At 53.1% G+C, this 23,765-nt stretch carries 20 protein-coding genes; 18 read left to right on the top strand and 2 right to left on the bottom strand.

The features are described from left to right. Positions 1–18: 18 nt before the first annotated feature. The 11 genes from gloB (at position 19) to CJD38_RS11935 (ending at position 11,150) form a co-directional block, all read left to right on the top strand. Positions 19–819, top strand: a complete 801-nt coding sequence (gene gloB / locus CJD38_RS11985) for a hydroxyacylglutathione hydrolase (RefSeq protein WP_240783605.1) — start codon at positions 19–21, stop codon at positions 817–819. Positions 820–1,097: 278 nt separating this feature from the next. Further along, positions 1,098–1,676 carry a hypothetical protein gene (locus CJD38_RS11980; RefSeq protein WP_146165979.1) on the top strand — a complete coding sequence of 193 codons (579 nt, stop codon included), beginning with the start codon at positions 1,098–1,100 and terminating at the stop codon, positions 1,674–1,676. Next, positions 1,673–3,484 carry a hypothetical protein gene (locus CJD38_RS11975; protein WP_107940592.1) on the top strand — a complete coding sequence of 604 codons (1,812 nt, stop codon included), beginning with the start codon at positions 1,673–1,675 and terminating at the stop codon, positions 3,482–3,484. The genes CJD38_RS11980 and CJD38_RS11975 overlap by 4 nt, the downstream gene beginning before the upstream one ends. Beyond that, positions 3,474–6,287 carry a tetratricopeptide repeat protein gene (locus tag CJD38_RS11970; protein WP_107940591.1) on the top strand — a complete coding sequence of 938 codons (2,814 nt, stop codon included), beginning with the start codon at positions 3,474–3,476 and terminating at the stop codon, positions 6,285–6,287. Before CJD38_RS11975 ends, CJD38_RS11970 begins: the two co-directional genes overlap by 11 nt. Further along, entirely contained in the window at positions 6,271–7,065 is a 795-nt protein-coding gene (locus tag CJD38_RS11965; protein ID WP_107940590.1) for a tetratricopeptide repeat protein, read from the top strand. The genes CJD38_RS11970 and CJD38_RS11965 overlap by 17 nt, the downstream gene beginning before the upstream one ends. After that, complete coding sequence (locus CJD38_RS11960) at positions 7,062–7,430, top strand: hypothetical protein (protein WP_107940589.1); 369 nt, start codon at positions 7,062–7,064, stop codon at positions 7,428–7,430. Before CJD38_RS11965 ends, CJD38_RS11960 begins: the two co-directional genes overlap by 4 nt. 155 nt (positions 7,431–7,585) lie before the next feature. Further along, positions 7,586–8,233: a MotA/TolQ/ExbB proton channel family protein gene (locus tag CJD38_RS11955; RefSeq protein WP_107940588.1), complete on the top strand. Its 648-nt coding sequence runs from the start codon at positions 7,586–7,588 to the stop codon at positions 8,231–8,233. A 32-nt stretch (positions 8,234–8,265) separates the two neighbouring features. Next, a complete protein-coding gene (locus CJD38_RS11950) occupies positions 8,266–8,799 on the top strand; it encodes an ExbD/TolR family protein (RefSeq protein WP_240783604.1) in 534 nt (177 codons plus the stop codon). After that, a complete protein-coding gene (locus tag CJD38_RS11945) occupies positions 8,796–9,299 on the top strand; it encodes an ExbD/TolR family protein (RefSeq protein ID WP_107940586.1) in 504 nt (167 codons plus the stop codon). Before CJD38_RS11950 ends, CJD38_RS11945 begins: the two co-directional genes overlap by 4 nt. After that, a complete protein-coding gene (locus CJD38_RS11940; RefSeq protein WP_107940585.1) occupies positions 9,296–10,255 on the top strand; it encodes an AgmX/PglI C-terminal domain-containing protein in 960 nt (319 codons plus the stop codon). Before CJD38_RS11945 ends, CJD38_RS11940 begins: the two co-directional genes overlap by 4 nt. 106 nt (positions 10,256–10,361) lie before the next feature. Beyond that, entirely contained in the window at positions 10,362–11,150 is a 789-nt protein-coding gene (locus CJD38_RS11935; protein ID WP_107940584.1) for an enoyl-ACP reductase FabI, read from the top strand. An 87-nt stretch (positions 11,151–11,237) separates the two neighbouring features. Here the strand turns inward: CJD38_RS11935 and CJD38_RS11930 are convergent, their stop codons facing one another. Together CJD38_RS11930 and CJD38_RS11925 are read right to left on the bottom strand one after the other, a co-directional pair. Further along, the gene (locus CJD38_RS11930) at positions 11,238–12,479 is read right to left on the bottom strand and encodes a dicarboxylate/amino acid:cation symporter (RefSeq protein WP_107940583.1); all 1,242 of its coding nucleotides are present in this window, start codon (positions 12,477–12,479) and stop codon (positions 11,238–11,240) included. Positions 12,480–12,493: 14 nt separating this feature from the next. Then, entirely contained in the window at positions 12,494–14,428 is a 1,935-nt protein-coding gene (locus tag CJD38_RS11925; RefSeq protein WP_107940582.1) for a SurA N-terminal domain-containing protein, read from the bottom strand. 254 nt (positions 14,429–14,682) lie between these two features. On the opposite strand from CJD38_RS11925, the gene bcsR reads away from it, so the two are divergent. From bcsR to kdpA, 7 genes are all read left to right on the top strand, one after another. Next, a complete protein-coding gene (gene bcsR / locus CJD38_RS11920; RefSeq protein ID WP_107940581.1) occupies positions 14,683–14,868 on the top strand; it encodes a BcsR/BcsP family cellulose biosynthesis protein in 186 nt (61 codons plus the stop codon). 4 nt (positions 14,869–14,872) lie between these two features. Beyond that, a complete protein-coding gene (gene bcsE, locus CJD38_RS11915) occupies positions 14,873–16,576 on the top strand; it encodes a cellulose biosynthesis protein BcsE (protein WP_107940580.1) in 1,704 nt (567 codons plus the stop codon). A 197-nt stretch (positions 16,577–16,773) separates the two neighbouring features. Further along, the gene (gene bcsQ, locus CJD38_RS11905; RefSeq protein ID WP_107940578.1) at positions 16,774–17,529 is read left to right on the top strand and encodes a cellulose biosynthesis protein BcsQ; all 756 of its coding nucleotides are present in this window, start codon (positions 16,774–16,776) and stop codon (positions 17,527–17,529) included. Further along, positions 17,526–20,084 (top strand): UDP-forming cellulose synthase catalytic subunit, encoded by a 2,559-nt coding sequence (gene bcsA / locus CJD38_RS11900; protein WP_206362978.1) that lies wholly within the window; start codon positions 17,526–17,528, stop codon positions 20,082–20,084. Before bcsQ ends, bcsA begins: the two co-directional genes overlap by 4 nt. Before the next feature lie 22 nt (positions 20,085–20,106). Then, positions 20,107–21,702 (top strand): cellulose biosynthesis protein BcsG, encoded by a 1,596-nt coding sequence (gene bcsG, locus CJD38_RS11895; protein ID WP_107940577.1) that lies wholly within the window; start codon positions 20,107–20,109, stop codon positions 21,700–21,702. Positions 21,703–21,946: 244 nt separating this feature from the next. After that, positions 21,947–22,036, top strand: a complete 90-nt coding sequence (gene kdpF, locus CJD38_RS11890) for a K(+)-transporting ATPase subunit F (protein WP_107940576.1) — start codon at positions 21,947–21,949, stop codon at positions 22,034–22,036. A gap of 13 nt (positions 22,037–22,049) precedes the next feature. Next, entirely contained in the window at positions 22,050–23,759 is a 1,710-nt protein-coding gene (gene kdpA / locus CJD38_RS11885) for a potassium-transporting ATPase subunit KdpA (RefSeq protein ID WP_107940575.1), read from the top strand. Positions 23,760–23,765: the final 6 nt, after the last annotated feature.

Here is a 23,765-nt window from a genome sequence, read left to right as displayed (position 1 = left end):
TTGACCTTTGTCCGCTTCATGTCCACCATCTTAATGATGTTAGACGTCCATGCCATCCCCGCGTTCACCGATAATTACCTCTGGCTGCTGTCACGAGGCGCCGATGCCGTGATTGTTGATCCGGGCGACGCTGCGCCAGTACTGCAAGTGCTAAGTGAGCGCGGCCTCAAGTTGACTGCCATCCTGATCACTCATTGGCATCCGGATCACATCGGCGGCATTAACAAGTTGCTGGAACTGGGCCCTGTTCCGGTTTATGGCCCACGCGCCGAATTTTCGAAAATCCCCCAGCTCACGCACCAGCTTGACGATGGCGACCGCGTCACCGTTCTTGATCAAACTTTCGAGGTCATGGCCGTGCCTGGGCATACGCTCGGACATATTGCTTACTTTGCGGATCAACAACTGTTTTGTGGCGACACACTATTTTCCGCCGGATGCGGACGCTTGTTTGAAGGCACTCCTGAACAGATGCATGCCTCACTAAGTCGCTATGCAGCACTACCAGCAGCAACGCAGGTTTACTGCACACATGAATACACAATGTCGAACTTGGCTTTTGCTGTAGCTGTAGAGCCTCAGAACCCCGATTTACTCGATCGACTGAAAACAGTGCGTGCTTTGCGTGCTCAAAATTTGCCCAGTCTTCCGACCACCTTGGCGATTGAACGTGCGAGCAATCCTTTTATTCGTGTAGACGTTCCAGATGTAATTGCGGCAGCGCAACATCAATCAGGACAAACGCTACAAAATCCGTCACAAGTATTCGCAATACTGCGTCGATGGAAAGATGGATTCAAAACGCCAGTTGGTTTCTAACGTCGTCAAAATACTTAAAGCATCAACGCGAATAATGTTTTATAGTATTTATATTAATAACTTATAAGTAGATGTATAGAACAATATATTTACAAGAGAATGCAGCTGTCAGCGTATAAAGACAGCACTTTCCGAATTATCCGTAGTCAGAACACTGATTAAAGCCGCAAACTCCTGTGATGCCGTTCATCGTCGAAATTGACGCACTCAAGCTATTGTCTGCGTGACTTCGTTTTGTTTTGTTAAACTCGGTTCGACCTTTTCGAGTACTACTCCTGATGCCCTTGAAATCGTGCCGTAAGGCCGTTAGAGCCCTCATAGTCGCTGCGAGCTGTGCCACCGGCACACTCTGGGCGGCCGCACCAGTGCAACCGCCGCCTGAAAGCGGTGCACTCAAACTCGACCAGACCATCCAAGATCTGAAAGAAGAAGTTCTTCAATTCAACAGCGATGCTTCCGCGCTGGAACAGAACAGCTTATATCCGTCTTACTCACGCACCAGCGTATTTCTCGGTGTGCGGCTTAGCGGCTTACTGATTAAAGAATTCAGCGTCACTTTTGATGGCGGCGCGCCAGAAAAATTTACTTTTGACGAAATCGAATCGCTAGCCTTTTTGCAGAACAAAGGCCTACGCCGCGTCATGCGTGTCAATCTCGAGCCGGGTCAGCACAAAATTCGTGCTGAGTTCATTGCTCAGTTTGCTGACGCCAAACCTGATGCCTTGCCGATTACTGGAAATCTAGAAGCCATCTTCGACAAAAACTACAACAATACCGACCTCGGACTCATGCTTGTTCGCACTGGCTTTAGAGCCGAACCGAGTCTCACCCTAGAACAAACGAGGAGTGCACGATGAGAACGTCGCTCATTCTTCTTGTTGCTGCGCTCAGCGCATCAACGGCACATGCAGCTGATGTTTATGTTCCCGGGAGCAAAAACGATCCAAACTTGCGTGCTGCTCAGTATCAGAGTGATGAAGGCCGTTATTTTTCGTCACTGACTGAACTGCTGCGCATGGATAGCGAATCCAAGCTATCCAATGATGCTCGCTGGCTGATGGCGGAAGATTACCTCTCCTTCGGCATGGGCAATAAGGCCGAACCGCTCTATCGCGACATCGCTCAAACAACTGAAGATCAGCTTTTACTGGGTCGCGCCCGTTTGCGCCTCGCAGAATTCAGCTATCAACGCGGCTATCTCGATGAAGCGCGCAGCGCATTGTTGAAGATGCAAGAAAAGCTGCCGAAGAAACTCGTTGAGCAATGGCAAGACCTGCTGTCACGTGTACTGATGGCCAAAGGCAGTTACAGCGAGGCAGTGAGCGTACTCACTAATCTCGACAACGCCGGCAAGCAGTCGCAATACACCCGTTACAACCTTGGCGTTGCGCTGATTAATGATGGTCGTGCACCGCAAGGTCGTGATCTTCTTGATCGCGTCGGCCGCATGCGCGTAATGACGCTTGAAGATCTCGCGCTGCGCGACAAAGCCAATCTCACCTTGGGTTGGCATTTCTTGCATAACCAACTGGGCGGTAGCGCCAAAGCTATTTTTGGTCGCGTACGTTCGCAAGGCCCCTACTCCAACCGTGCATTGCTCGGTCTTGGCTGGGCAGAACTGGCCCCTCGTGGCGCCAAGCAAGAACATAGCGATGTTGTGAATCCTGAAGATCAGCCGTTTTTTAGCAGCTTCTCGACGCTGGGCGTATTGCTGCGTCCTGGCTTTGTAGATAACGACATCTTCAAACGCGCTGGCCTGCGCAATTTCCGTCTTGAGAAACTTGCCAAGACCGAAGACGCAGCTCTGAAGCGTGCACTCGTTGCTTGGGTCACATTGATCAATCGCGATCCGATGGATCCAGCCGTGCAAGAAGGCTGGCTGGCTATTCCTTATTCGCTCGACAAGCTTGGCGCTCATACGCAGGCTCTGCAGTTTTACGAGAAGGCCGTCGAACAGCTTGAACTGAATCGCAAGCGTGCTGATGCCGCGATGGGTTCAATTAAGCAAGGTCGCATGGTCGACACCATCGTGAAGCGCGACATCGATGCTGAAAATGGCTGGACCTGGAGACTCACAGACCTGCCGGATGCACCAGAAACGTATTACCTGCAAACGCTGCTGGCTGAACATCGCTTCCAGGAAGCGCTGAAGAATTATCGTGACACTCGCATGTTGGCTCACAACATCGATGGCTGGCAGGATCGCATCAAGGCAATGGAAGCGGCATACCAGAACCCAGATCGCGCAAATGTTTCGCCTGATGTTTTGGTCAAACAAGCCACTGAGAATAAAACCCCAGTTTGGACCGACACCAACAACGCTCCGACTGAACTGCGCAGCGAAGACACGCTGTCTGTACCTGGCGCTTACGACAAGCCATTGGGCGAAGAAAGTAAGGCCACGCCAGAAGTCGAACTGGCTTCAGGCACGCCGACGCAGGCTCAAAGCGATCACGAAAAAGTGGAAGCGCTGAAGGGTCGCCTCGTCACCTTGCAGAAGTCACTGGCACAAGCGAACGATGAGCAGAGCAAAATTCTGCAGACGCTCGCAATTAAAGAACTCACAGGCCAAAAGAAGCAGATTGAAAAATATCTGGTCGAAGCCCGCTTCGCGCTGGCACGCCTCTATGACCGCCAGATGAAGGGCGAACTCAATGACAAATAAGCGTCTGCCCCTCGCCCTGTGTCTGATCCTCGCGGCTTGCACGCCGCCCGTGATCAAGAACGCAGCACCGCCGATTAGTAGCGAAGTTAGTAAGCGCAAAGCGCCAGACGAAGCGATCTTGCCGATCATTAAGTCTGAACCGATTGCTGCTGACTCCGGTAAAGCAGTCGAAAACTATCGCAAGTTGCTAGAGCTCTCGCCAGATACGGATACCAAGTCCGAATCCATGCGCCGCCTTGCTGACTTGCAGGTGCAGATTGAAGATTCCAAGGGCAACGACGCTAGCAGCTCGCAAGGCTTGCGTGACGCTATGCGTCTCTACAACGAGCTGCTCTATTCAAATCCAGACGACAAGAACAATGATCGCGTGTTCTATCAGCTTGCGCGCGCGCAGCAGAACTCTGGCGATGTTGGCGCTGCAATTGACACCCTTGAGCGTCTGACCAAGCGCCACCCAGACTCTCAACTCGCTGGCGATGCTCACTTCCGCCGCGCAGAACTGTTGTTCAACGCCAGACGTTATGCCGAAGCCGAACCGGAATACAAAACGGTTATGGATCTGGCTGAGAAAACGCCGTTCTTTGAATCCGCACAGTACAAATACGGTTGGTCGCAGTACAAGCAGTCCAACTATGACGGCGCTTTGGATGTCTTCATTGCAATCCTTGATCGTGAACTCCCACCTGGCGAGTTGTACGACACCACTGATGCGCTCAAGAACATCAGCAAGAGCAAGAATGATCTCGTACGCGACTCCATTCGCGTCACCAGCTATTCGCTCATTGCACTGGGCGGCGGTAAAGGCGCTAACGAATATCTCGCGAAGAAAGGCGATCCACGCTTCTATCCGTTGATCTATTCAGCGCTCGGCGAAGCACTGCTGGAGAAGGAACGCTATTCCGATGCGGCAGATACTTATGCTGCGTTTATCGAGCGTCATCCTTTGCATGAACGCTCACCAGCGTTCCAGGCTCGCATCATCAAAACTTATGCTGATGGCGGATTTAACGATCTGGTCATTCGCGAAAAAGAACGTTACGCCACCACTTACGATCCAGCAGCCGCTTACTGGGCCGGCAAAAAGCCGACCGAAGAAGTACTCAATGGCTTGCGCGTTCACATGCTGGATCTCGCCAAGTACTACCAGGCACGTGGCCAGCAGGACAAAGAAAAGAATCAGGCTGATTTCCTCGTAGCGGCCAAGTGGTACAAGCGCACGATGGAAGTGTTCCCGAACGATGCCAACGTTCCAGAACTCAACTTCATGCTCGCCGACGTGCTGCTTGATGGCGGCAAGACCGTGGAAGCTGCGCAGGAATACAGCAAGACGGCCTACGGTTACGGCATGCATCCGAAAGCAGCTGATGCCGGTTATGCCGCAGTGCTGGCCTACGAGAAAGTGGCCAAGGATAGTCCTGCAGATCAACGCAACGCTGCGCTACGTCAAACCATCGACTCGGGCGTTAAGTTCTCCGACACCTTCCCCGGCCATACAGAGTTGATGCCTGTGCTGACGCGCATGGCAGAAGCACTCTATGAACTGAAGTCTTACGACGAAGCGATCAAGATTGCTTCTCGCGTGCTGAAGTCACCACGCGCAGTCGCTTACCAACTGCGTCGTTCAGCTTGGAGCGTCACGGCTGATTCACAGTTCGCTCTGCAACGTTACCCAGAAGCAGAAACCGCCTACGCCGAAGAGCTCAAGCTCACGGCTAAAGACAGCGCTTCTCGCCCTGAAGTGATCGAACAGCTCGCCGCTTCCGTCTACAAGCAAGGTGAAGCTGCGCGCGCTGCGGGCAACCTGCGCGAAGCTGCACAACAATTCTTGCGCGTTGGTCAGGCCGCACCCGAATCCAAGATTCGTCCGACGGCTGAATACGACGGCGCTGCCGCTCTGATTCAGTTGGAAGACTGGCCTGCTGCAGAAAAGGTTTTGGAAAGCTTCCAGTTGACCTACGTTGGCCACGCACTGGGCCCAGACGTCGACAAGAAGTTGGCCGTGGCTTATCAGAAGAACAACAAACCTCTGCAAGCCGCACAGACCTATCGTCGCATCGGCGCTCGTCAATCTGAGACGGTTGATACGCGTCGCGAAGCCAGCTGGTTGGCCGCAACGTTGTTCGATCAAGCCAAAGCACCTGTTGATGCCGCGAAAGCCTATGAGGTTTATGTCCTCAGCTATCCGCGCCCATTGGCTCGCTCGATGGATGCTCGTGGTCGTCTCGCCGATTACAGCCGCGAACGAGGCGATACGCCACAGCTGACGCGTTGGCTACGTGAAATCGTTGCCGCTGATGACAGCGCTGGCACCGAACGCACCGAGAAGTCGCGCAGCTTGGCTGCACGCTCTTCAATGGAATTGGCACGCTTCAGCATCACCGAAGCCAAGCAGATTCGTCTGACGCTGCCGGTTGAGAAGAGTCTGCCGCGCAAGAAAGCTGCAATGGATGCTGCGATCCAAAGCCTGTCGAAAGCTGGCAGCTACGGTTACAGCGATATCACCACAGCCGCAACGTTTGAGTTGGGCGGCCTGTATCAAGACTTCGGCAAGTCCATGCTCGACTCTGATCGTCCGACGAAACTCTCAGGCCTGGAACTTGAGCAGTACAACCTTCTGTTGGAAGAACAAGCCTTCCCCTTCGAGGAAAAGGCAATCGAGACTCACGAAACCAACCTCAAGCGCATCCGCCAGAATGTTTATGACGAGTGGGTCGCCAAGAGTTATACGGAGCTGTTGAAGATGGCACCGGCCAAGTACGGCAAGCACGAAAAGGGCGAAGAAATTTATGAAACCCTCAAGTGATACGGCCATGATCCCTATGCACTCTCATAAATCCGTTGCTCTCACCGCCTTGATGCTCAGCACGTTGGTGCTTGGCGGTTGCGGTATGTTCGGCAGCAAGCCATCACCGACCTCACCCAACGGCAGCGCAAGCACGCTACCCGGCAAAGCACCAGCGCCCGGCACCAAGCCTGCTGCGCCAAAGCCGATTGATAAGGGCGATCCTGATGCACGCTTCAAGGGCGCCATCGAGCTCTACAAGCAAGGTCAGGCGCAAGAAGCTGAAGCCGCGCTGACCGAGCTGGTCAAAGATTTTCCGCAGTTCTCAGGCCCGCTCACTGAGCTGGGCGTGATCTACGTTAAATCGAAGCGCTTTGATCTCGCAGCGAATGCCTTTGCCAAGGCGATTGCCAACAATTCGCAGAACGCCGTGGCCTACAACTGGCAGGGCATCTTGTTCCGCGAAGCGAACAACTACAGCCGCGCTGAACAATCTTACAAACGTGCGCTGAGCATCAATTCAAGCTACGGCAATGCGCATCTCAATCTCGGCATTCTTTACGACGTTTATCTAAAACGTCCTGATGATGCCTTGGAGCACTACAAGGATTACCAACGCTTTGGTGGCGCTGACGATCTGCGTGTACTGGTTTGGATTGCCGAACTTGAGAAGGCAAAAGCACCACCTGCTGCCGCCCCTGTTGCCCCGCCTATCGCCACTCCGCCTGTGGTTAAACCAGTCACTCCTGTGCCTGCGTCTACGCCCGCGAAGCCCAAGCAGACGGAGAAAAAACCGTGAGAACTTTATTTTTGCTAACGGTTTTGGCATTGTCCGCTCCCGCTTACGCGCAAGCTGTTGCCAAACCTAAGGCTGCCCCCGCCCCGGCTAACGACGATCAACCGGCGTTGGATACCTCGTCCAAGATGAAAGCACCGGCGAATAGCGGCGGTCTCGGCACAACCGTGATCACGGGCGAAGGCGAGTCACCGCTCGGTCTGTATCTGACGCCATGGCGCGAGTCTCGTCCTGAAAAAGACATCGATCGGCCAGCACGATTATTGCAAGAAGATATGCGTCCGATCGACAAAGACGTGTTTGAACGACAAGTGGAGTACTACGACGCATTAAGCGGTGCTGCAAAACGAAAGACAGCAACACCATAATTTGTCGTCATATAGGCATCACTAGCACCAATTAACGACTATCATTAATTGATTGCTTTAAATTGAATATTTACAGCTGCTCGCACCGATGCGAGCAGTGCTTTAAAACCCATCAACAGCTATAAGCACAACGAAACACCACTGAGGATTGCAGCATGGAATTCATCGAACACATCTTGGGCTTCTTCCAGCAAGGCGGCGCCTTCATGTACCCGATTGCGCTGGTACTGGTTATCGGCCTGGCAATCACAGTGGAACGTTTGCTCTTGCTCCGCCGCGCAGAACGTGAGAACAGCGCGCTGTGGAAGCAGATTCAACCACTGATTGAACAGAAGGACTTCAACAGCGCAGAACAGCTCGCCAAGGGCTCGGACAGCGCCGTAGGCCGCGTTCTCGGTGCCGCACTTGAACATGCACGTACCCACGGCGATTCACGCGCCGAACTGGAACTGGCTGTTGAAGAAAGCCTGATGGAAGTAACGCCGATCATCGAAAAGCGTACGCACTATCTCGCCACGCTCTCCAACATGTCGACCCTGCTCGGCCTGCTCGGTACGGTTATCGGTTTGATCACCGCCTTCGCCGCCTTGGCAAAAGCCGACGCACTGGAAAAGGCAGACCTGCTCTCGGCCGGTATTTCGGAAGCTATGAACTGCACGGCTTTCGGCCTGATGGTTGCTATTCCGTTCCTGCTGATCCACGCCTTCTTGCAGACTCGCACCAATGATCTGGTCGACAGCCTCGAAATGGCTTGCATGAAGCTGGTCAACGCACGCAGCGCCGCCAACCGCGGCAATCGTTAATCCACGCGCAATCCATCTAGGAACGCCGCCGGATGAAATCGTCCACTCACGTCCGCCGCATGGAGCGTCACAACCGCATGCGCTCGCGCGCCGTGCATCTCAACCTCGTCTCGCTGATCGACGTTTTTGCGGTGCTGGTGTTCTTTCTGCTGCTATCCGCCTCTTTGGCGGCTGACCGTCTCAATGCCCTGGGCCTCGACCTGCCCTCACCGGATCAGGTTCCGAGCCAACAAGAACCGCAGAAAGTACTGAGTGTCGTGATTCGCAAGGATCTCCTTCAGGTCACCGACCGCACTGGCGCTGTCACGCCGATCCCGAACGACGCTAAGGGTTACGATTTCAATCGTCTCACTGCAACGTTGGTCTCGATCAAGCAAGCACAGCCATCTAAAGACGACATCACGCTGTTGCTTGAAGCCGATGTTGCCTACGACGTATTAGTGCAAACGATGGACGCTGCACGTTCCTTACCCAAGGGCGTACAGATTGGCGAAAACCCTTCGAGAGATATGTTCCCGCAGATTTCTATCGGTGATGCACCGAAAGCAGCGGGAGGCAAATCATGAAGTCCTCACACAAAATTCGTCGTATTGAACGTCAGTATGTGCAGGGCGGTCGCTCGGTACCTATCAACATCGTGTCGATGATCGACATCTTCGCGATCCTGGTGTTCTATCTATTAGTTAGCATTGCAGCAGTTGAAATGCGTCCGAATCCGGACAATTTACAGCTACCAAAATCGACCTCTAACGATCGTCCACGTGAAGCAGCACAGTTGATGGTGACTCAGAAAGAAATTCTTCTGAACAACGTCTTTGTGATGAGCACACCAGACGCGATTGCTGCCGAAGGCGATGTATTGGCTGCGCTGAATGCTCAGTTCGAAGAAAAAATTGAACTGCTGCCTGATGCACGCACTAACGAAAAAACGCGCGGCGAAATTAACATCCTCGCTGATAAGAAAATCCCCTACTCGTTGCTTAAAAAAGTTATGAGCACTAGCGGCAAGGCGCGTTTCTCACGCACTGCGCTCGCAGTGACGCAGCAGAAAGGAGCCGTCCGATGACCGCCGGTTTCGTTCTCAATGACTGGGGTTTCATCGAGCGCGCAGAGAGTCGCTATAAACGCATTTTCCGTGCGCTGATTGTTCTCTATATCGTCTTGGGCATCATCATCCCTTTCATCAAGCTCATCGGGCAAGAAGAAGGCGGCGGTGAAGAAGGCAAGACTCGCTATGCGCAGATGGTGCAGCCTCAGAAGGAAGCACCGATTGCGGAAAAGGAAGAAGAACCCGCTCCTCAACCTGAACCGACCAAAGAAGTTCAGCCGCCTAAGCAGAAGCAAGAGAAACAGGTTGAGCAAAAGCCTGTGATCACGCAACAGCAGCAGATTCAGACCGCACGCCAAGTGGCGCAACGCTCTGGCTTGCTTGCTATGGCTGATCAGCTCTCCGATCTGCGCGATCGCAACATGACGCAGCTCGATAGCACTCGTGCGCTCTCGTCCCAATCTGGCGGTGGCGAAGTCACGGCTGGTGATAGCGCGGCATTTGCAGCGAATGCAGGTAGCAGCAGCAGCGGCATCACCACCAACACACCGGGCAGTGGACAGCGTTATCCCAGCGGCACCAAGTTGGATTCACGCAAAACTACCACCGTGCAATCACCTGTTGGTTTTGGTCGCGATACAGCTAAGCCGGGACAAAGTGGCAATAGCGCAATTCCAGGCCGCACCGATGAAGAGATCAATGCTGTATTTGATCGCGCCAAGGGTGCCTTCACTGCAATCTACACGCGTGCAGCTCGTGACAACGCCGGCATCCCATCTGCGGGTGTCATCGTGGTTTCGTTCGTTATCCAGCCTGATGGCTCGGTGACCAACTGCAAGCTAGTCTCCAGCACCTTGGGTGATGCTGAACTAGCCAACAAAGTGGTGCAGCGCGCCAGCTTGCTCAACTTTGGCCAAAAGGCTGTTCCGGCATTCTCCGTGCCGCACTACCCGATCCGTATTCAAGCTTCATAATCTGCTTGGCGGGTGTCGCAAGACACCCGCCAACTTCAGAGACCGCAGCGCCTCGTCTAACGCCTTGCTGTACGCTTAGCGCAGGCATCAACCAGAAGGGACATACATGGGTTTTTTGACCGGCAAAAAAATGCTGATTACAGGCGTTGCCAGTGATCGTTCGATTGCAACAGGCATCGCCGAAGCAATGAAGCGTGAGGGCGCTGAATTAGCTTTTACTTACCAAGGCGAACGCCTCAAGAGTCGCGTTACCGACTTTGCAGCCGAATGCGGCAGCAAGATCGTTCTGCCACTCGATGTCACCGTCGATGAAGAAATCGACAACGTTTTTGCTGAGATTAAAGCTCAGTGGGGCGTGCTTGATGGCCTCGTTCACTCCATCGGCTTTGCGCCGCGTGAACAGCTTCAGGGCAAATATCTCGACGCTGTCACGCGCGAAGGCTTCCGCATTTCGCATGACATTTCGGCTTACTCATTCGCTGCACTTGGCAAAGCTGCCAAGCCACTGATGACCGGCCGCAACAGCGCCATGCTCACCCTCTCCTACCTCGGCGCCGTTCGCGCAGTGCCGATGTACAACGTGATGGGTCCAGCTAAGGCTAGCCTTGAAGCTAACGTGCGCTTCATGGCCGCTGAACTTGGCGAAGAAAAAATCCGCGTCAACGGAATTTCTGCTGGCCCGATTAAAACGCTCGCAGCCGCTGGCATCACCGGCTTCCGCAGCATGCTGTCCAAGGCTGAGAAAGCATCGGCGCTCAAGCGCAATGTCTCGATTGAAGAAGTGGGCAATGCTGCCGCCTTCCTTTGCTCGGATCTTGCCTCAGGTATTACTGGCGAAATCATGTATGTCGATGCTGGCTACAACATGATGGGCATGAGCTTTGATACTGAATAAGTAGATACGCTTCAACAAAAAAGCCGCTGAGTGATCAGCGGCTTTTTTATGTTTGCTTCGTAGGGTGCGTCGTGCGCACCATTGTCATCAAGACTTTAGAACGTCTTCGCCTTCCAAGCGCGCAACAACAACCGCACCGCAAGAATCACTAAACACGTTCACGGCCGTACGGCACATATCCAGAATACGATCGACGGCGAGAATCACGCCCAAACCTTCCAGCGGCAAGCCGACCGAGCCAAGAATCACACTGATCGCGACCAAGCTCGCTGAAGGAATGCCTGCAACGCCAGTCGATGTGATCAGCGCCAGTATCGCAATCATGAACTGCGTGCCAAGGCTTAAGTCCAAACCATAAGCCTGTGCAATAAACATGACGACCGCAATTTCATACAAGGCGGTACCGTCGAGATTAATCGTAGCGCCCAAAGGCAACACAAAGCTGGTGACGCGCGGCGAAACACCTGCACGGTTTTGAATACAGTCCAGCGTCACCGGCAAGGTCGCCGCTGAAGAGCTACTCGAAAACGCCGTGAGTAGTGCTGGAGACATCGCCTTGAAATGCCGCCATGGCGAAACCCGACCAATAAACTTTAGCGTCAACGGCAACACAATAAACATATGCGTGGCTAGGCCAGCGAGCACTGCGAAGAAGAACCAAGCCAAAGGCCTGATCGCATCAAGGCCAGTCAATGCAACCGTTTTCGCCACCAGACCGAATACGCCATAAGGCGCAAATTTCATCACCAGACCCGTGATATCCAACATCACCTGCTGAAAGCCACGCCAAAAATCACGCTGTGTGCTGGCCAGAGGCTCAGGCAAACGAGAGCAGAAATATCCGAATGCGAGGCTGAATAAAATAAGGCCGAGAATATCGCCCTTGGCAGCAGCTTCGATCAGATTTGGCGGAATCAAACGCGTGAACACACCGACGATATCGCCCATATCGTGGTGGCCAATCTTTGCGATGACGTCATCGCTACTGCTGGTTAAGCCGAGCAATACACCTGCAGGCTTGCCGTCAATGATGCCGGGCTGAATCAGATTGATCAGCGCCAAACCAACCAGCACTGCGGCCAGACAGGTACCGGTGTAATAGGTGATCGCTTTAAGTCCCATGCGAGACAGCGCATTAGGATCATTGAGACTGAGTAGCCCTTGGATCAAGGACGAAACAATCAGCGGCACCACCAACATCTTCAAGGCATTCAAAAACAAATTGCCGATAAAAGCGCCAGCAGTAATGACGCCGCTATCAGGCGTAAAAAAAGCTCCAGTGGCAGCCGCCAGCCCTAGGGCGATGGCGATCTGCCAGTGGAGCTTCATATCAGTCCTTACGACTAGGATTCAGGCGTCGGTGCGGCTTCAGCCACCGGCGGATTGATAACCTTGACCTTGATCTGCTTTTCAATCGACTTGCGGTAGCTGCCAAATTCGGCACCAGCCACTGCATCACGCAGCTGCTTCTGTGCGTTGCCCAGAGCAACTGCATCGGTCGCTGGCCACACGGCATCCTGAACTGCGGTCAAAATCACAACCGCAGCATTGCCATTCGACAGCTTGATATCTGCAGCGCTGACGGCGCCCTGCTTAGGACGTGGCAGACGGAACAGCGCTTGCAGCACTGCGCGATCTTCCGTGGTGTTGTCACGACGCACGAGGCCCGGTACCGACAGTGTCAAGCCACGAGCGCTCGCCAGTTCTGCAGCCGACTGACCCACACGTGCAGCAGCAGCCATCTGCGAAGCTTCGGTCTGTGCCTTGGCGCGTGCAGCGTCATTGCTCAGAGCAGAGCGAACGGTTTCGATCACTTCTGCCAGTGGCTTCTGGCGTGGTGCTTCGTACTCAGCCTTGCGGATCACAACAACCTTACCCGGTGCTGTTGTAATGGGCTTGCTGTTGTCGCCATCACCGACGACTTCCTTCGAGAAAGCAGCCTGCTTCACGGCATCGTTAGCAGCAAGACCAGGGCCGCCAGCGCGCGTGAACCATTCAGTGGTCTGCACTTCCAACTTCAGTTCTTTGGTCACAGCGTCCAGCGATGCTGGATTTTCAAATGCGAGCTGTTCCAGCTTTTCAGTCTGCTCTTGGAAGCGCTTCTGCACTTCACGCTGGCGATACAAATCAGCCAGTTCGGACTGCACGCCTGCATCTTCAAAAGCACGCGTATGCGGTGCTTTGATTTGCTCCAAGCGGATCAAGTGCCAGCCATATTGCGTTTCCACAATGCCGCTCACTTCATTCGGCTTGCTCAGCGCAAACAGTTCTTTCTCAAACTTGTCGACCATCTGGCCACGCTTGACCCAACCCAGATCGCCGCCCTGCTCTTTTGAGCCGGAGTCATCCGAGTTCTGCTTAGCCAAATCGGCAAAGTTGGCGCCGCCTTTGACCTTGGCTGCGAGCTCTTCAATCTTTTTCTTGGACGCTGCCTTGTCCGCGCCAAACGCAACCAGGATATGGCTGGCTTTGCGCTCTTCTGGCGTCGAGAAGCGTGAATCCTTCTCGGCGTTGTAAATCACTTTCAGTACATCAGCCGTTGGCGCTTCAGCTTTTGCCAAGGCTTCCAAGGAAAGCTCAACGTAAGCGAGCTTGATGCGCTCTGGCGCCATGTACTTGGCTTTGTCGGTTTCGTAACGCGACTTGATCTGATCGTCGGTGACCGTGACCTGCGACAAATACTTTGCAGTATCCAACACAGCGTAGGACAGGCTGCGCTGTTCGTTAGCTGAGCGATACGCTTCAGCAACGTCGGCTTCGGTCACGAAAGAAGTATCGAGCACGGCTTGACGAATCTGGTCGATTTCCAACGAGTCACGCAATTGCGCTTCGAACTTCTGCGGCGTCAGGCCTTGGCGTGACAGCGCTGCGCGATAAGCGTCGGTCGAGAACTTGCCGTTGATCTGGAACGATGGCACTGAGCTCAAATAATTAAGCAAGGAGGCGTCGCCAGCGCGATAGCCCGCTTTGCGCACGTACTGGCGCATCATCGCTTCCTGCGTCATGTCGTCGAGGACGGCCTGACGGAACTTGGACTGATCAAACATATCAGCGCGGAAGTTCTCACCCATCATCGCTTGGAACTGCTGATAGCGCTGATCGTAGCCATTGCGGAATTGCGATTCCGTAATTTCCTGATTGCCAACTTTAACGACCACAGGATCGTTATTACCCGTGAAGAACGAGTCAACGCCCCACAGTGCAAAGGGAACGCAGATCAAACCCACCACAACCCAAACCAACCAACCAGTCAGCTTGTCGCGAATATCTTGCAGCATGAAGTCCTCGGGGAAACTTAAATAATCAGGTAATAAAAAGCCCGGTCTTTGGCCGGGTTCTAGCCTTATGGTGGGCCCAAGCCCACCGTCGAATCGGAACGCCATCAACTACAGCTAGAAGGCCCCCGTCCGGATTGCCCGATTATAGCGGGTTCCACTCTAATTAAGGCCTAGATACTACCTACCTTATTTGAAGTCCAGACCGGGCAGAACCCCATGCAAGCGATGGCCCGTAACGATAAGATGGGAGCGCAATGGAAATGCACCTCAAAAATCGGAGCGATACGGACGCGCTCATCGATAGCCTCGGCGATTCGTCGCAGTTGAGCTATATCGATATTCAAAAGCTTGCCGCCTTGCAGCAGGCCCTGAATCACTGGCCCTTGCTGGCCAAATTGCGTTCGGAATGGGCCGTAGCCACGAACACGCCGACCACCTGACTGCATGGCAAACCAGAGAACATACTTTTCGGTTGGAATTGCAGGTCTGCCTAACCCCGTGCGCACGATGGCGCCCGGAAACGCTTATGCCGTTACCGTTCAGCAGCCTCGTGCAGCAATAGCCTGTTTTGATAACAGCATCGTTGCGGCACTGCATGAACAGCGCACAGCCGTCGTCGTCATTCGCTCGCCCACAGCAGAGTTGCTACAGCGGCTCGAGCAACACGGCATCAATACCGATGACGTGCTGCAGAAAAGTCGCCTGCTGATCCTGCAAAGGACGGACGACGCTGGCGAGAAACTACTGCGGCATGGTGCACGTCATTTCACTGACGAGCTCGATTACTACAACGCACCTCAGAACTGTCTGCTAGCGGTCGAAAACGCCGAGGATTTATTCACGCTTAGTGATTCTCACCTAGCCAGTGAACAAGCCAAAATCTATCAGCAGTGGTATCAAAGCACTGGAGCGACAGCGCTACTATTTTTCTCGACTGCAAAAATTCAAGGTGCCCAACTCGCTGCGCTGCGAACGCTCGGCGACCATTTTTCAGGAATGGCAGAGTTTGGGCAGTCCAGTGTTCATTTCTCATGGCGCATCAATCACTGGAAATCGCCATTCGCCAGTCTCAGTCATCGCGAATATGCGGTTAGCTTTGATGCACAAGGAACCGGCCTGATCGCTGCGGGTTATCAACTCGAAGGTCTGGACGCTCGTATCAAAAATGCGCCAGATCAAGATCGCGTCATTACCACCGAGGCCGTTGTGCAAGGCGAACGGGGCGTGCCTTCTCAATGGCGCATCGTTAGTGATTTGGACGGCATGCTTGAAGCTGCAGAAGGCGCAGTGGCAGCCACCTGTCTAATCGATTTTGTTAATGGCGACAAACTGCATTTGCTAGCACGAGCAATTCACAGCCTGCGACAAAAACACGGTCCGGGTCTGCGCATCATCGTCCGCGAACGGAAGCTACGCTTGCGCTATAGCGATGAGTTGTTGCTGTTACGCCTTGGCGCCAACTCAGTGGTTTATGCCGAAGTAAATTTTTCGCGCTTCATCTCGTTAATTGATTCACTGCGAGATCAGATTTACAGCGGCACCGTGCCTGATCATTTTGAAGATGCTGTGCATGCGGCGATGCCACCACCGCATATGGGTTATCTCAACCCGCAAGCGTTCTGCGGCATGGTGCGCGACAACCTCGCGCAAAGCGCACGCATTGGCATCGAGAGCACGCTGGCTTGCCTATACTTGTTGCCAGAAATTTCACACGTTGATGCGTTGCGCTTGTTTAAGATCAAGCGACAGGGAGATCTTTTCACGGCGGATCAACGAGGCATTTGGATTTTCCTCTACGCCTGTCGTGAACCGGACGCAGATGCGACCTTAGAACGTTTGCATGCCCATCCACTGGCACAAACGTTTGAAGGACAGATCAGATATTTCTCTTCAGTTTCGATTCAAAACGCTATCGATCAGCTCGAGAGCAATCTTTATTCAACGCCAATCGCGGATTTCACAGCACAGATCGAAAATCCTTTAGCACTGAAAAAATCGACTCAGAAGCATCCTTCTGAGCTAGTGATTGACGAGCCTACGCCGGTGATCTTGGGCCAAGTAGAACTTAAAGAAAAAACGCACTCCACATTGGATCGCCGCGTAACACGCGCCTTGTTACCTCTCATCAACTCTAATCAGTCACGATGAACTTCATCCTGCTTAACCTCTATGCGTTCTTACCGCTGATTATTGGCCTGCTGCTTGCCATACCGCTTTACTTGCTTTTTGTTTACCTCGTACGCAATCGCACGATTCGCCTTTGGTTGTTTCGTCACCGACTCATACGTCGACAATGGCAGCCGGTTTTCATGACGCGCTATACCTCTGATAAGCAGCCCTAGGCCATGTTCAAAATCGCCGTGATTTCCGCCAATGGCGGCATCGGTCGCACAACGCTAACCGCACATCTCGCGAGTTTGCTGGCAAAGCGCAGCCAATCAGTTTTAGCACTGGATTTTGATCCCAATAATTTATTGAGCCTGCACTTTGGTCTACCTTCGACTGAGCTTGATGGCCTCGCACTGCGCGCAGTTCGCGGACAGCTTTGGCAGGATGCCGCCTTCAGCAACGCTGACGGCATTACCTTCCTGCCTTTCGGCGCACCCAATGAAAATGAGCGCCTTAATTTTGGACGACAGATATCCGCTGATCCGCATTGGTTATCTGATCAGATCAATAAAATTAATCTGCCAGCTGCTGCGATTGCACTAATCGACACGCCGCGCCTGCCGTCGATCTACGCGCAGCAGGCCATCAATGCTGCCGACTTGGTGTTAGCCGTTGTTGCGGCTGACGCAAGCAGCTACGCAAAATTATCGCCTCTGCGAGAAGTCTTAAAACAAAGCGGCAAAGCAAACGATACTTTCTATGTCGTCAACTACGCTGACGCAGCGCGACGCTTGCATAACGATATCGTGACCTTGATGCAGCACGAACTTGGCGATCGTCTCCTGCCCTATTTCGTGCATCACGACGAAGCTGTGCCGGAATCGCTCGCCGCCAATAGCAGCCTTGCTGACTATGCGCCGCATGGCCAAGCCACTCATGACTTACAAGGTCTGGCAGGCTGGCTGCTAACCAGAATTGCACTCAAAACATGATGAGCCTGCCAGAACTTCTGGCTTGGTTCGCACGTCATCTCGGCGTAGAAGATCCACGTCAATTGCGCTTGTGGATTTTGCGTTTGTTCGTGCTTCCGCCAACAGAAGCGCGTCCACAGCCACAATGGCTCAGCAAAGCGATGCTGCGTACCAGCGGCGTATTAGTCCGCGAACTTGAAATTCGCCAGCCACAATCAGCACAGGAATGGCTGCTGCGCTTATTCGTATTGCCTTCAGGAATATCGAAAGCAAAAAAGGAAGCCACACCTTGGCATCTTTCACGTTTGGTACGGACACTCCTTGGCGGCGCCTACCCTCACGTACGCAATGTGGTGTTCTGGCTGGCCTGGCCACTTAGAAAACTCTACGCACGCTTTGATCGCATCAATTTCATAAGCGCCGGCTCAAAGTTAGAGAGCGTTGCCGACGTCGCCTTTGCGCAACCAATGTGGCTGCGTTACGTCATGGTGAGCATCGCAGTCGTTCTGTTCATTCTTGTTGCGACAACGCCATTGCAGTGGTTTGAGCAGTTAATGTTTATGGCGTTGATGTGGCTGATGGCCATGACCATTCGGCGCATGCCCGGCAATTTGCCAACATTGGCGCTAACAACATTCTCCTTAATCGCAACCGCACGCTATGCCTTCTGGCGCGTGACCCAGACTATGGATTTGGGCAGTCCGATTGAGTACTTCTTTGGCGGCGGTCTTCTAATGGCCGAGATCTATACCTGGATCATCATGATGCTGGGTTATCTGCAAAGCGCATGGCCACTGCAACGCAAACCAGTGCCACTGCCAGCAGATACTTCTTTATGGCCAACGATCGATATTTATATCCCCACCTATAACGAGCCACTTAAAGTTGTGAAGCCGACTGTTTTCGCAGCATGCGGAATGGACTGGCCGAAAGAAAAAATCAATATATATATTCTTGATGATGGACGCCGCGCCGAATTCAAGGAGTTTGCTGAAGCCGCCAATGTTCATTACATCGCTCGCACTGAGAATTCGCATGCAAAAGCAGGCAATCTCAATCACGCATTAAAAGTGACCAAAGGCGAATTCATCGCCATCTTCGACTGCGACCACATGCCCGTGCGTTCATTTCTGCAAATGACGATGGGCTGGTTTTTGCGCGATGAAAAATGTGCGATGTTGCAAACGCCGCATCACTTTTTCTCACCCGATCCTTTCGAGCGAAATCTAGGCACCTTCCGTCGCGTGCCCAATGAAGGCAGCCTTTTTTACGGATTGGTACAAGACGGAAACGATCTGTGGAACTCCACTTTCTTTTGCGGCTCATGCGCGGTCATTCGTCGCGGCCCACTTGAAGAAGTTGGCGGCATTGCCACCGAGACCGTGACCGAAGATGCGCACACTGCACTCAAAATGCACCGTCGCGGTTACAACACCTCGTACATCAATATCGTGCAGGCCGCCGGTCTCGCGACAGAAAGCTTGTCAGGGCATATTGGCCAGCGCATCCGCTGGGCACGCGGCATGGTGCAAATTTTCCGCACCGACAATCCCCTGCTAGGGAAAGGCCTGAGTCTTTATCAACGGCTTTGCTATACCAACGCCATGCTGCACTTTATGAATGGCCTGCCGCGCTTGGTATTCCTTACGGCGCCGCTCACGTATTTGTTTTTTGAATTTCACATCATTAATTCTGGCGCCTATCTGTTGACGCTCTTTGTGCTGCCGCACATCGTGCAATCAACATTAGCCAATTCACGAATGCAAGGGCGATATCGACATTCGTTCTGGGCAGAAGTCTACGAATCCGTTCTGGCTTGGTATATCGCCTTGCCGACCACCATTGCGCTGATCAATCCAAAGCTAGGCAAGTTCAACGTCACAGCGAAAGGTGGCTTGATCGAACACGAATACTTCGATTGGTTTATATCGAAGCCTTATATGGCTTTGGTGCTGCTGAATTTTACTGGCTTTGTTATCGGCATCATGCGTCTGTTCTCTTGGAACACGTTTGAGACTGCCACTGTCGTGATGAATTTATTGTGGACCGCACATAATCTCATCATGCTCGGCACTGCTATCGCCGTGGCTTCTGAGTCGCGGCAAAAGCGCATTTCGCATCGCGTTCCAATGCGTATTCCAGCGACGCTGTACTTGGCCAACGGACAAACCCTGCAATGCCATACGCAGGATTATTCAACCGGCGGCCTTGATCTTCATATCGACCGCGAAGTCGTGTTGCCGCAAGACACTCGCGTCAAGATTTCACTCAATCGTGGTGATCGTGAATATAGTTTTTCGGCACGCATCGCAAATCGACGCAATGACAGTGTCGGCCTGTACTTTGAAAAGTTATCGATGGATGACGAGAAGCATTTGATTCAGTGCACCTTTGGTCGCGCCGATGCATGGCTTGAATGGAATAAACACACCATTCAAGACCGTCCTCTCGACAGCTTGATTGAAGTTCTAGCTTATGGTCTTCGCGGCTACGGACATCTGTTCCGTAATCTCGCCGACGTTATTGCAGCACGCATGGCCGAGCAGCGTATTGCGCCGCGCTCGCCCACTCCCTGATTAAGTCACGCACGGAATAGCAATGGGACTTTGGAGCTTCTATTTCTTCGGCAAACTATTTTTGTTTGTCGGTGGTTACATCGATTTTCATATTTTATTGAATTTCGCTTTTGCGATTTTTTTAATCCTTCCAATAAAGCGTCCATTACTGCGTATCGCCAGACAACTTGTCGCTATACCCGCTGGCCTTGCTTTGCTGTATCACGACAGTTGGCTGCCACCACTGCAGCGCGTCATGTCGCAAGCTGGAAACCTTCAGCAATTCGACTCTGCATACCTGATCGAATTAATGGGTCGATTCGTTAACCCGCGCGTCGTGACCCTGCTGTTGGTTTTATTGATATTCAATATGCTGTTGAGCCGCAAACTGCGCATGAGTACTTTTGCAATTGCGGCCATTTTGCTGGTGCCACCGATCACCAGTTTTGTCACCGCACTTAAACAGCCGAGCATCATCAATCAATCTGCCGATGCCGCCTCGCCGCTTGCAGGCACCCTGATGCTAGGTGCGAATGAAAAACCCGCAAGTGGTGATGAACTCAATTCAATTCTGACCAATTTCTATCGGACAGAAGCTGGCCGCAAGGTTTCATTCAAACCACCAGCAGCAGACAGCAAAGCGCCATTCGATATTGTGATGCTGCATATCTGCTCTTTAGCTTGGGATGACATGGCCTATGTCAATCTCAAGAATCACCCAGTGATGAGCCGGTTTGATTTGGTTTTTGACAATTTCAGCTCCGGCTCCAGCTACAGCGGCCCTGCGGCAATCCGAGTCCTGCGCAGCCCTTGTGGACACGAAAAGCACGAAGATCTCTACAGCAAGAAAGATCCGGGCTGCTACCTGTTCAATCAGTTCCAGCAAGCGGGTTTCACGCCTGAATTCCTGATGGGCCATGACGGTCATTTCGGAAATTTTCTTGATGATGTACATAAAGGTGGCGGCTTAGATGTGCCGCTACTTCCGATCAATCAAGTCCCAGTCGCCATGAATGCTTTTGATGGCAGCCCGGTCTATGACGATTACGCAGAGCTCTCACACTGGTGGCAGCAACGCTTGAACAAACCCGATACTCGTGTCGCGCTTTACTACAACACAACGAGTCTTCACGACGGCAACAGGCTGTTGAATAAGCCATCGATGAATGCGGTGGACAGCTATCGCGCACGCCTCGATAAGCTGCTCAATGATGTCGACAAGTTCATGCAGGAACTCTCCAGTTCGGGCCGACGCGTCGTTGTCGTGTTTATTCCAGAACACGGCGCAGGCTTGCGTGGCGATAAATTGCAGATTTCTGGCTTGCGTGAAATTCCCTCTCCTGCAATCAGTTCGATTCCTGTTGGCGTCAAACTCATCGGCATGCCGCAGACCACATCGTCGCCTTTAATCATCAATCAACCGTCAAGCTACCTAGCCGTTGCACAACTGCTGGCCTCGCTTGCAGCGAATAATCCTTTTGAGGCGACCAACTTCAATCTGCAGGACTACACACGCGATCTTCCACAAACCAACTTTGTTTCCGAAAACGAAGGCACGGTTGTGATGCGCCAAGCTGGACGCTACATGATGCGTAATCCAGATATGAGCTGGACTGAGTATCCCAAGCAAGTTCAATAGCTTTAGTTAGGCCGCAGACCAAAGACATATACGCCATCGAGACTGGCGTATATGTCTTTTATATTTTCTCGTCTGCACTTCCCTCTCGAATCCATACGCCCCCTCGACCTTTAATGCTCCTGCCGCAAATGCGGTGTTACTGAGCAGCGTGATGGCCGACTTTCTCTATCTGATGTTAGGACTCGCAGGCTTCTTGGGCCTCGCGATCTATGTACGCCTGTGCAATCGGCTATAGGAGCGCGCCATGACCTTCGAATATTGGATTGGCGGGATCGTTGTGCTGTTCCTGATCGGCTACCTGCTCTATGCGCTGCTGCGCCCCGAGCAGTTCTAAAAGGAACCTTGAAATGACTATCAATGGCTGGATTCAAATCCTGATCTATTTCGCCTTGCTCACGGCGTTGACGCGCCCGGTGGGCGGATATCTCTATCGCGTGTTCAATGGCGAACGCATCTTGCTGTCACGCCCACTCGGCTGGCTGGAGCGCGGCTTCTATCGCTGCGCTGGTGTCGATTCACAGACCGAGCAAAGCTGGATCAGCTACACGCTGGCGATGCTGGCGTTCAATCTCGTCTGCTTTGTCGCGCTATTCCTGTTATTGCTCGCGCAAGGACATTTACCTTTCAATCCGCAAGGCTTTGGCGCGCTGACGCCTGATCTCGCCTTCAACACCGCGATCAGCTTTGTCACCAACACCAATTGGCAGAGCTACGGTGGCGAAACCACGATGAGCTACGGCACGCAGATGCTGGGGCTTACCGTGCATAACTTCGTGTCGGCAGCGACAGGCATTGGTCTAGCGCTTGCACTCGTGCGCGGCTTCGCTCGTCGTTCAGCAAGCACGATCGGTAACTTCTGGGTCGACCTGACGCGCGCAACGCTTTATGTACTGCTACCGATCTCGATTGTCGCCGCACTGTTCCTGATTTGGCAGGGCATGCCGCAGAATCTTTCAGCGTATACCAACGCCCTCACGCTAGAAGGCGTCAAGCAAACCATCGCTCAAGGTCCTGTCGCATCGCAGGTCGCGATCAAGATGCTCGGCACGAACGGTGGCGGCTTCTTCAACGCCAACGCTGCGCATCCATTCGAGAACCCGACAGCGCTATCGAACTTCTTGCAGATCCTGTTGATCTTCCTGATCCCCGCTGGCCTCACCAACACCTTCGGCCGAATGGTGAAAAGTGAACTGCAAGGTTGGGCGCTGTATTCAGCGATGTCAGTGCTATTCCTGGTTGGCGTTGCGACTTGCTACTGGGCTGAAAGTCAGGGCAATCCGCAGCTCACAACAATGGGCATCAGCCAGCCCATCGGCAATATGGAAGGTAAAGAGACGCGCTTTGGCGTCGCCAACTCTACGTTGTTCGCCACGATCACTACCGATGCTTCATGCGGTGCGGTCAATGCCATGCATGACAGCTTTACGCCACTCGGCGGCCTCGTGCCGATGGTCAACATGATGCTCGGCGAAGTGATCTTCGGCGGTGTTGGTGCAGGCCTCTACGGCATTCTGCTGTACGCACTCATCGCAGTATTTATCGCTGGACTGATGGTCGGACGAACACCGGAGTATCTCGGTAAGAAAATCGAAGCGCGTGAAATCAAGCTGACGATGCTGGCAATACTTTGTCTGCCACTTTCGATCTTGGGATTCACTGCAGTCTCCAGCGTACTGTCACAAGGTCTTGCAGGTTTAGCCAACACTGGCCCTCACGGCTTCTCCGAAATGCTCTATGCCTACACCTCGGCCACCGCCAACAACGGCAGTGCGTTTGCAGGCCTTACAGCAAACACACCGTTCTATAACGTCACGCTAGGTATTGCGATGCTGATTGGTCGCTTTGCCTTCATCGTGCCGATGATGGCGACAGCTGGTGCGCTTGCCGCTAAGAAGTACACGCCACCGTCTGCAGGCACCTTCCCGACTACCGGCGGATTGTTCATTGCACTGCTGGTTGGCGTCATTGTCATCGTTGGCGGCCTGACGTTCTTCCCCGCTATTGCGCTTGGCCCCATCGTCGAACATCTCGCGATACTGACCGGCAAGGCTTACTGAGAACTC

This window comes from Stenotrophobium rhamnosiphilum (genome assembly GCF_003052265.1).
Classification (GTDB): domain Bacteria; phylum Pseudomonadota; class Gammaproteobacteria; order Nevskiales; family Nevskiaceae; genus Stenotrophobium; species Stenotrophobium rhamnosiphilum.
Note: the sequence above shows the minus strand (reverse complement) of the source record. Positions and strands in the feature narration are given on the sequence as shown.